Source organism: Geobacillus zalihae NBRC 101842, assembly GCF_001544135.1.
GTDB classification, from domain to species: domain Bacteria; phylum Bacillota; class Bacilli; order Bacillales; family Anoxybacillaceae; genus Geobacillus; species Geobacillus zalihae.
On the sequence record NZ_BCPV01000024.1, the window covers coordinates 1 to 925 of the forward strand.

Annotated in this window: 6 tRNA genes; all 6 read right to left on the bottom strand. The window is 54.1% G+C overall.

Annotated elements, in window-relative coordinates:
• Nucleotides 1-352: 352 nt before the first annotated feature.
• The 6 genes from GZ1_RS08555 to GZ1_RS08580 all read right to left on the bottom strand — a co-directional run bounded on the left by GZ1_RS08555 (nucleotide 353) and on the right by GZ1_RS08580 (nucleotide 865).
• Nucleotides 353-425: transfer RNA gene (locus GZ1_RS08555), tRNA-Ala, on the bottom strand.
• A 12-nt stretch (nucleotides 426-437) separates the two neighbouring features.
• Nucleotides 438-511 (bottom strand) — tRNA-Pro (locus tag GZ1_RS08560).
• A gap of 4 nt (nucleotides 512-515) precedes the next feature.
• Nucleotides 516-589: transfer RNA gene (locus GZ1_RS08565), tRNA-Arg, on the bottom strand.
• A gap of 3 nt (nucleotides 590-592) precedes the next feature.
• Nucleotides 593-678 (bottom strand) — tRNA-Leu (locus GZ1_RS08570).
• 16 nt (nucleotides 679-694) lie between these two features.
• Nucleotides 695-769 (bottom strand) — tRNA-Gly (locus GZ1_RS08575).
• A gap of 11 nt (nucleotides 770-780) precedes the next feature.
• Nucleotides 781-865 (bottom strand) — tRNA-Leu (locus tag GZ1_RS08580).
• Between the last annotated feature and the right edge of the window lie 60 nt (nucleotides 866-925).

Genomic DNA, 925 nt, shown 5'->3' on the forward strand with positions numbered 1-925 from the left:
ACTTTTCGGATTGTCCAGCTTCGGCCAAAGCGGCCTCCGCTTTTCGTCGCGCTTCGTTTCGTTCAGTTTTCAAGGAACGAGACCTCTTCTTGAACTTGCTTCGTTGCAGTCTTGCGTCGAGGAACCCAATTCCCCCGAATTCACTAGAAGACACAGGCGCAAAGTTGCTGCATTGAAACAACTTCTCTGCTGGTTTTCGTCGAAGAATCCCGCTTCTCTCCATTCACTTGCAGGACACAAGGTTGCTACTTTCGTTTGCTTCTCTGTAATCCTACCGAGTCTGTAATCCTACCGAGGAACCTCACGTCTTCAAATTCCCTTGCAAGCGGCAGGCACAGACATAAAGCAACAGTGGAGCCTATCGGGATCGAACCGATGACCTCCTGCGTGCAAAGCAGGCGCTCTCCCAGCTGAGCTAAGGCCCCATATATCCGCTATCGGGAAGACAGGATTTGAACCTGCGACCCCATGGTCCCAAACCATGTGCTCTGCCAAACTGAGCTACTTCCCGCCAACGCGCTCGAGAGGATTCGAACCCCTAACCTTCTGATCCGTAGTCAGATGCTCTATCCAATTGAGCTACGAGCGCAAGTGCCGAGGGCCGGACTCGAACCGGCACGGTAGTGACCTACCCCAGGATTTTAAGTCCTGTGCGTCTGCCAATTCCGCCACCCCGGCTAAATGGGCAAATAAATGGAGCGGAAGACGGGACTCGAACCCGCGACCCCCACCTTGGCAAGGTGGTGTTCTACCGCTGAACTACTTCCGCTCGAATCAACATGCGGGTGAAGGGACTCGAACCCCCACGCCCGTAAAGGGCACTAGACCCTGAATCTAGCGCGTCTGCCAATTCCGCCACACCCGCAAATCAATTGTGGTGAGCCATGGAGGACTCGAACCTCCGACCCTCTGATTAAAAGTCAGA